General features: G+C 64.7%; 8 protein-coding genes. 7 read left to right on the top strand and 1 reads right to left on the bottom strand.

All coding sequences use genetic code 11. The features are described 5' to 3' along the window. The 7 genes from MOV75_RS19000 to MOV75_RS18970 all read left to right on the top strand — a co-directional run. On the top strand, positions 1-684 hold a 684-nt coding region (locus tag MOV75_RS19000), incomplete at its 5' end, for an HTH domain-containing protein (protein ID WP_369010462.1). A 28-nt stretch (positions 685-712) separates the two neighbouring features. Next, positions 713-1,351: a PQQ-binding-like beta-propeller repeat protein gene (locus MOV75_RS18995; protein WP_246925899.1), complete on the top strand. Its 639-nt coding sequence runs from the start codon at positions 713-715 to the stop codon at positions 1,349-1,351. A gap of 141 nt (positions 1,352-1,492) precedes the next feature. After that, positions 1,493-3,055, top strand: coding sequence for a DUF4403 family protein (locus MOV75_RS18990; RefSeq protein ID WP_246925896.1), 1,563 nt, complete (start codon positions 1,493-1,495; stop codon positions 3,053-3,055). Positions 3,056-3,180: 125 nt separating this feature from the next. Continuing rightward, positions 3,181-4,290 (top strand): ABC transporter ATP-binding protein, encoded by a 1,110-nt coding sequence (locus MOV75_RS18985; RefSeq protein ID WP_246925894.1) that lies wholly within the window; start codon positions 3,181-3,183, stop codon positions 4,288-4,290. A 62-nt stretch (positions 4,291-4,352) separates the two neighbouring features. Next, positions 4,353-5,411, top strand: a complete 1,059-nt coding sequence (locus tag MOV75_RS18980; RefSeq protein WP_246925891.1) for an ABC transporter substrate-binding protein — start codon at positions 4,353-4,355, stop codon at positions 5,409-5,411. 22 nt (positions 5,412-5,433) lie between these two features. Beyond that, on the top strand, positions 5,434-6,696 hold the full coding sequence (locus MOV75_RS18975; RefSeq protein ID WP_247006381.1) for an ABC transporter permease: 1,263 nt from the start codon (positions 5,434-5,436) through the stop codon (positions 6,694-6,696). After that, on the top strand, positions 6,693-7,523 hold the full coding sequence (locus MOV75_RS18970; RefSeq protein ID WP_246925888.1) for an ABC transporter permease: 831 nt from the start codon (positions 6,693-6,695) through the stop codon (positions 7,521-7,523). Before MOV75_RS18975 ends, MOV75_RS18970 begins: the two co-directional genes overlap by 4 nt. A 290-nt stretch (positions 7,524-7,813) precedes the next feature. On the opposite strand, the gene MOV75_RS18965 is transcribed toward MOV75_RS18970, so the two are convergent. Then, positions 7,814-8,396: transposase (locus tag MOV75_RS18965; protein WP_246930303.1), on the bottom strand; the 583-nt coding region annotated here is incomplete at its 5' end.

The raw sequence follows: 8,396 nt of genomic DNA, 5'->3' as shown, positions 1-8,396 counted from the left end.
GGCATCCCCGCGCTCACGGCCGAGGTCGAAAGCACGAGCCTCGTGCTCGATACGCCGGCGGCGCGGCTGATCACGCGCGGCGAGGAACGGCCGCTGCTGCTCGAACAGGTCGAAGATCTCGCCACCTCCGCGGCGCTTGTCGTGGACATGTTCCATCATTCGGTTCGCAGGCAAGACACCGTCGTGTCGCTCGGCACGCGGCCCGTGCTGTTCGCGCTCGCGCGCATCCTGGCGCAAGCATGGCCTGCGGATGTCTCACGCGAGGCGCTGATCACAGCAGCGTTTCAGGCCCGGCATCTCGATGAATCGCATCGCGCGCGATTGCGGGTCGAGATCGGGCGGCTCCGCGCGAAGCTCAGGCCGCTCGCCGATGTGACCGCGACGAAGCAGGGTTTTGCGCTGACACCGCGCAAGACGCGGCAGGTTCTCGTGCTGGCACGGCCCGTCGAGGAAAAGCACGCCACGATCCTCGCCCTCCTCTCCGATGGCGAGCCCTGGTCGAGCTCGGCGCTCGCGCTGGCGCTGGGAACGAGTGCGCGCACGGTGCAGCGGGCCCTCGACGAGCTGACGCGATCGAACAAGGTGCAGTCCTTCGGACAAGGGCGTGCGCGGCGCTGGATGACGCCGCCGATCCCGGGTTTCCCGACAGCCTTGTTACTCCCCTCGCCGCTGCTGAAGACGTAGGATGGGTGACATCACAGGGATCAAGCACATGAAACGTTCAGCCGCCGAGATCATCAGAGAGTATGGGCCTTTTGCAGGCGTCGAAGCCGTGCATGGCGTCACCTATGACGGCAGTCATGTCTGGTTCGCATCCGGTGACAAGCTCAATGCGGTCGATCCTGATAACGGCAAGGTCGCGCGCTCGATCGATGTCGCCGCGCATGCGGGCACGGCGTTCGATGGCCGGCACCTGTTCCAGATCGCCGAGGATCGCATCCAGAAAATCGATGCGGCCTCCGGCAAGGTGCTCACCACCATTCCGGCGCCAGGCGGCGGCGGCGATTCCGGCTTGGCCTGGGCCGAGGGCTCGCTGTGGGTCGGGCAATATCGCGAACGCAAGATCCACCAGGTCGATCCGGAGACGGGTAAGGTTCTCCGCACCATCGAGAGCAAGCGCTTCGTCACCGGGGTGACCTGGGTCGACGGCGAGCTATGGCACGGCACCTGGGAGAACGAAGAGAGCGACATCAGGCGGATCGACCCTGAGACGGGCAAGGTGCTCGAGCAGCTCGACCTGCCCGCCGGGACGGGCGTGTCGGGGCTGGAGTCCGATGGTGGCGACCGCTTCTTCTGCGGCGGCGGTGCCAACGGCAATGTGAGAGCGGTCCGCCGTCCCCGGCGCGGCTAGGGTCACGACGATGGCCCTGAACGCACGGCAGCGATGCGGTCGCTGCCGTTAACCCATTCGCCCCAATTCCACCCCATCGGTGCGCTCTAGCGCCCTCCTCGTCCGCCCTGTAGAATCCCCGCCGGGCGGCCTGGGGGACTGATGCGACTAACGTTGAACTTGAAGACCATCCTGATCGCCGTCGCGGTGCTCGCGGCGTCGTTCTTCGTCAGCTTGAAGGCGATGGACTGGCTGTCGCCGCGCGCAACGACAACGGCGCCGCCGGTGGCGCAACTGCCGCCGCTGCCGCCGGTGGCGAAGAGCTCGATCGTGATCGCCCCGGTTGCGATCGCGATATCGGCGATCCGCGAGCAGGCCGAAAAGGCCGCGCCGCGTAATTTCGCAGGCAAGGCTGACAACCCGATCTCGCAGATCCTGGAGAATGCCGATATCGGCTGGACCGCCGTGCGCGGGCCGATGGCAGCCAGTGGCGACAAGGACGTGCTGACCATCTCGACGCCGCTCAGCGGCAAGCTGAACGTGACAGGTTCGCTGTCCTCGAAAGCCACAGGTGCGCTCGGCGACGCGCTCGGCAGCGTGCTCGGCGGTGACGCAGCAAAACGGATCGGCGCAGTCAACATCAAGAATTTGAACGCCAGCGCGGAGATCAAGGGCAACGTGGTCGTCACCTCGCGCCCGAAGCTCGCGGCCAACTGGCACCTCGAGCCTAATCTCGGCGCGCAGGTCAATCTCGGCGATACCAACGTCAACGTCGCCGGCGCCAAGGTCAACGTACCGGCGCAGGTGAAGCCGCTGATCGACAAGAATGTCGGCGAGCAGATCAATGCCGTCTCCGAACGCATCCGCAACGATCCGAGCCTGCGCGAGAATGCGAAGCTGCAATGGGCCAAGGCATGCCGCTCGATCCCGCTGCAGGGCTCGGGCTCTTCGACCGGGCTGCCGCCGCTCTGGCTGGAGATGAAGCCGATCCGCGCCATCGCCGCGCAGCCGCGCGTCGATGCGCATGCCGTGACGTTGCTGATGGGCCTGGAGGCGGAGACGCGCGTCACCTCGACGCCGACCAAGCCGGACTGTCCGTTCCCCGACAAGATCTCGATCGTGCCGCCGACCGGCACCGGCGTAAATATCGGCGTTCCCATCGACGTGCCCTTCACCGAGATCAACAAGCTGATCACGGCACAGATGGTCGGTCGCACCTATCCCGAGGACGGCTCCGGTCCGGTCGATGTCACCGTCAAGAGCGTCAATGTGATCCCGTCGGGCGAACGCCTGCTGATCTCGCTCCTGGTGCGCGCCAAGGAAAAGAAGAGCTGGCTCGGTCTGGGCGCCGAGGCGACCGTGCACATCTGGGGCCGGCCGGTGCTCGATCAGGCGCAGCAGACGCTGCGGCTCACCGACATCCAGCTCGCGGTGGAATCCGAGGCGGCGTTTGGCCTCCTGGGCGCCGCGGCGCGCGCGGTCGTGCCGCAGATGCAGCAGGCGCTGCTTCAGAAGGCGACGCTCGATCTGAAGCCGATCGCTGCCAATGCCCGCGAGAAGATCGCCGCCGCAATCGCCGACTACCAGAAGAGCGAGGACGGCCTCAAGGTCGAGGCCAAGATCGACAGCCTGACGCTCGCCGACATCGCCTTCGATTCCAAAACGCTGCGCGTGGTCGCGGAAGCCGGCGGCACGCTGAATGTGTCGGTGACGAAGCTGCCGTAGATGTAGCGCGGGCGCGCGAGTCTTCATCGCTCGCACCGCTGGCATTCTCATCGGAGGGTGCTAAGCTGTTCCTCGCAACCTCGAACGAGGTGCTGACAGCATTGTAGCGGCAAGCCGAGGACAACATGGAAGCCGGCATGGTCACGCCTGCGCCGGCATTGGTGCGCTTTTCCGGCATTCAGAAGACCTATGATGGCGAGCACCTCGTAGTGAAGAACCTCGATCTCGACATCAGGAAGGGCGAGTTCATCACCCTGCTTGGCCCGTCGGGCTCGGGCAAGACGACCACGCTGATGATGCTGGCCGGCTTCGAAGTTCCGACCCATGGCGAGATCTATCTCGCGGACCGCCCGATCAAGAACATGCCGCCGCATAAGCGCGACATCGGCATGGTGTTCCAGAACTATGCCTTGTTTCCGCACCTGACGATCGCGGAGAACATCGCCTTCCCGCTATCCGTTCGCAAGACGAGCAAGGCGGACGCGCAGGAGCGCGTCAAGTCGGCGCTGCGCATGATCAAGATGGAAGCCCTGGCGCACCGGCGACCCGGACAACTCTCCGGCGGTCAGCAGCAGCGGGTGGCGCTGGCACGCGCGCTGGTTTTCAATCCGCAGCTCGTGCTGATGGACGAGCCCCTTGGCGCGCTGGACAAGCGCCTGCGGGAGCAGATGCAGCTGGAGATCAAGCAACTGCACGAGAGGATGGGTATCACAGTCGTCTACGTCACCCACGATCAGAGTGAAGCGCTCACCATGTCGGACCGCATCGCCGTGTTCAACGACGGCATCGTGCAGCAGATCGACAGGCCCGACGCGCTGTACGAGCGTCCGGTGAACAGCTTCGTCGCCCACTTCATCGGCGAGAACAACGTGCTGGCCGGCACCGTCGAGACGGTCGACAAGGACTATTGCCGCGTCGCGCTGGCTGGTGGCGGCACTGTGACGGCACGGGCGGTCAATATAGCAGGCGCGGGCGCGTCGACCTCGCTGTCGGTACGGCCGGAGCGCGTCACGCTACTTCCCGACGGCAGCTCCAGCGACGGACCCAACCGGCTACCGGCGAAAGTGCAGAACGCGATTTATCTCGGCGACCACGCGCTGGCCGTGCTCGATGTCGCCGGCAACGGGGAGTTCATGGTCAAGCTTCCGCCGGGAGCGCATCATGACCTCACGCATGGTGAAAGCGTCTTCATCAGCTTCCGTCCGGAGGACTGCCTGGCCCTCGATCCTGTCTGATCCAACACCGGACCTGAGAACAATCAAGCTCAACGCAACTCACACGAAGAAGGAACCAACACATGCAAAAGCGCAAGATTGGCAAGATTGCTCTGGGTTTCGCCGCGGCGTTCAGTGCCAGCGCTGCGCTGGCGACGGTCGCGGAGGCGCGTGACCTCACCGTCGTGTCGTGGGGCGGCGCCTATCAGGATGCCCAGAAGAAGGTCTACTTCGAGCCGTTCAAGAAGGCGGCCGGAATTGCCATGAACGACGAGTCCTGGGACGGCGGCGTCGGCGTGCTGCGCGCCAAGGTGCAGGGCGGTGCCGCCACCTGGGACGTCGTCCAGGTCGAGAGCGATGAGCTCGCGGTCGGCTGCGAGGAAGGCCTGTTCGAGAAGATGGACTATACCAGGATCGGCGGTGAAGCCGCCTATATCCCGCCGTCGGTCAATCCTTGCGGCGTCGGCGCCATCCTCTACGATTTTGTTCTCGGCTACGACAAGGACAAGCTGAAGGAGGCTCCGAGCGGCTGGGCCGACTTCTTCGACACCAAGAAGTTTCCCGGCAAGCGCGCCCTGCGTCAGGGCCCGAAGACCACGCTGGAGATCGCGCTGATGGCCGATGGCGTCGCGCCCAAGGACGTCTACAAGGTGCTCGCGACCGACGAGGGCGTCGAGCGCGGTTTCAAGAAGCTCGACACCATCAAGGGCGACATCGTCTGGTGGAAGGCCGGCGCCCAGCCGCCGCAATTGCTCGCCTCCGGCGAGGTGGCCATGACCTCGGTCTACAATGGCCGCATCGACACCGCGAACAAGAACGAGAAGAAGAACTTTGGCATGGTGTGGGACGGCGCGCTGTTCACCCTCGACAGCTGGGTCATCCTGAAGGGCAGCCCGAACAAGGACGCTGCGTACAAGTTCCTCGACTTCGCGGGCAAGCCGGAGAACCAGTCGAAGCTGTCGGAGAACATCGCCTATGGGACTTCGAACAAGGACGCGGCCGGCAAGCTCGCGCCCGCCGTCCTGAAAGACCTGCCGACCGCGCCTGACAACATCAAGAACGCGGTCGAGATCAACGTCGGCTTCTGGCTCGAGAATATAGACCGCCTGACCGAGCGCTTCAACAAATGGGCCGCGAAGTAGCGGGCCCCGCAAGGCTCGATCCATGACGAATGCGTTCATGACCAGCGCCAATGCGTCGACCGAGGTGCCGCTCAAGCGCCGATTGAGGCGCGCTGAGCGAACGCGCCAGGTCAAGGCATTGGCGCTGGTCGCGCCGCTGCTCGTCTTCCTGCTCTTCACTTTCGCAGGGCCCATCGCCGGCATGCTGTGGCGTTCGGTCGATGACCGCGAGGTGCGTCAGGTTCTGCCCCAAACTATCGCGGCCCTCGCTAGTTGGGACGGCAAGGACCTGCCGGACGAAACCACCTTTGCGGCGCTGGCAAGCGACATCCAGGCGGCTCGCGCCGCCGGCACCATCGCCATCGCGGCCAAACGGCTGAACTACGCGCTGAACGGTTTCCGCACGATCCTGACCAGCACTGCACGCAATCTCAAAGCGACTCCCGAGCCCGGCGCGGCCAAGGAGACGCTGGGCAAGATCAATGCAGCCTGGCGCGAACGCGCGACATGGACGGCGATCAAGGATGCCGGCGGCTCCATCACGGGCTTCTACCTTCTGGCGGCGCTCGACCTGACGCGGAACGTGGACGGCGCGATCGTCGCGGCCGCGCCGGATCAGGCGATTTATCGCAGCCTGTTCACCCGCACCTTCATCATCAGCCTGAGCGTCACCATCCTCTGCCTGATCCTCGGCTTCCCGGTCGCCTACCTCTTGGCGACGCTGCCGCCCGGCCGGTCGAACCTCCTAATGATCTTCGTCCTGCTGCCGTTCTGGACCTCGCTCCTGGTCCGCACCTGCGCCTGGATCGTGCTGCTGCAGAGCAAAGGCGTCGTGAACGACAGCCTGCACTGGCTCGGCATCATCGACGAGCCGTTGCGCCTGATCTACAACCGCTTCGGCGTCTGCGTGGCGATGACCCACGTTCTCCTGCCCTTCATGATCCTGCCGCTGTACAGCAGCATGAAGGCGATCTCGCCCGCTTACATGCGCGCCGCCGCCTCGCTCGGTGCGCCACCCCTCACCGCTTTTCTGCGGATCTACCTGCCGCAGACCTTGCCCGGCGTCGGCGCGGGAAGCCTGCTCGTCTTCATCCTGGCGCTCGGCTACTACATCACGCCGGCCCTCGTCGGCGGCGCCGCCGATCAGATGATCAGCTACTTCATCGCACTCTACACCACCGAGACGGCCAATTGGGGTCTGGCTTCGGCGCTCGGCGCGGTGCTGCTGCTAGCCACCATTCTCTTGGCGCTGGTCTACGGCAAGCTGGTGCAGGGACAGCAGGTCACGGGAGGCATGAAGAATTGAGCGACAATTCCTCTCTCCGAACACCCAGCCAGCGCATCGCGTGGACCGCGACCATCGTTGTCTCCGCGCTGGTGTTCATCTTCCTGATCGCGCCGATCCTGGCGATCATGCCGCTGTCCTTCAGCTCGGGCTCATATCTCACTTATCCGCTGCCCGGCCTATCCTGGCGCTGGTACGACGACTTCATCACTTCGCCGCGCTGGATGAATTCACTGAAGAACAGCATGATCATCGGCGTCGCCTCGACGGCGCTGTCCATGGTGCTCGGCACGTTGGCCGCGCTGGGGCTGGCGCAGTGGAAGAGCCGCTTCAAGCCGCTGGTGCTGGCTTTCGTGCTGTCGCCCGTCGTCGTGCCTGGTGTCATCACCGCGGTCGGCCTGTATTTCTTCTTCGCGCCGATCGGATTGACGGGCAGCTATCTCGGCTTGATCCTGGCCCACACCGCGCTGGCGACGCCTTTTGTGGTGATCACGGTCGGCGCGACGCTGCAAAGCTTCGACACCAATCTGGCACGCGCCGCCGCCTCGCTCGGCGCCTCGCCGCTGTATGCGTTCCGCCGCGTGATCCTGCCGCTGATCCTGCCCGGCCTCGCATCCGGCGCGCTGTTCGCCTTCGCGACCAGCTTCGATGAGGTGGTCATCGTGCTGTTCATGGCGGGTCCCGAGCAGCGCACCCTGCCGCGCGAGATGTTCAGCGGTATCCGCGAGAACATCAGCCCGACCATCACGGCAGCGGCGGTGATCCTGACGACGGTATCGGTCATCCTCCTCGCCACCCTGGAGGGCCTGCGCCGACGCAACGAACGGCTCAAGGGCAGCAGCGCCTGACACTTCTTCCTTCTCCCCTTGTGGAAGAAGGTAGCGCGCACGTAGTGCGTGCCGGATGAGGGGTCTCTCTCCGCAACCACAGTATCGTAGCAACCATTAAATGGCGGCGGTGTTTTGAGCCGTACGGATCGCCTGCGCCTGCCATGATGACGCCGTGCTCGCGTCCGTCAAGGCGTGGCCTGGCGGCAGACCGGGTGAGGTTGGGGCGAGCGACGGCCATCCTTGACGGACGCTGCGCGCGGCGCCAGGAGGAGCCGCAGGTCGGGACGAAGAAACGCGTCCCGGTCGAACTAAGAAGCAGGGAGTGATCCCGGCGGCTCGCCGCACCATGGCGTGCCGCGGGCTACCACTGTGTTAGCGAAGATGAGCATCTTTCTGGCACAGGCAACGAGCGCTGGCTTGTGTTCCTTTCCGGCTGCGGTCAGTCGTTGGTAGAGCTGGATGAGCTGCGGATTCCATCGAAACGATGCCGCCAGTGAAGCCGTATAGAGTGCGCGACGCAGCCGCTTTCGCCCGCCCTCGATATGCCGAACGCCTGACCGGTCGCCGCTATCGTCGTCATAGGGTGCAAGGCCGGCGAGAGCGACCGCTTGCTCCCGCGTGATCTGGCCGATCTCAGGCAGACGCACCAGGATGGCGACGGCGGTCGGCAGCCCGATGCCGTCGACGCTGCTGATCAGCGCAAGCCTCTTGGCAAGGTCGGGATGCTTGCGGATTGCGGCGACCAGAGCCTTGAGTGCGGCCCTCTCACGTTGCTCCAGGCGAGCGATATCCTCTTGCCAGAGCTTATTAATCGTCTCATTCCGGCAACTCTCGATCCTGTTCTTGAGGCGCGCGATATCCTCGCCGATCTGATCGATCATTGTCAGTTGC

The organism is Bradyrhizobium sp. PRIMUS42 (genome assembly GCF_023006515.1).
Taxonomy (GTDB): domain Bacteria; phylum Pseudomonadota; class Alphaproteobacteria; order Rhizobiales; family Xanthobacteraceae; genus Bradyrhizobium.
This window is presented reverse-complemented; position numbering and strand designations above follow the sequence as displayed.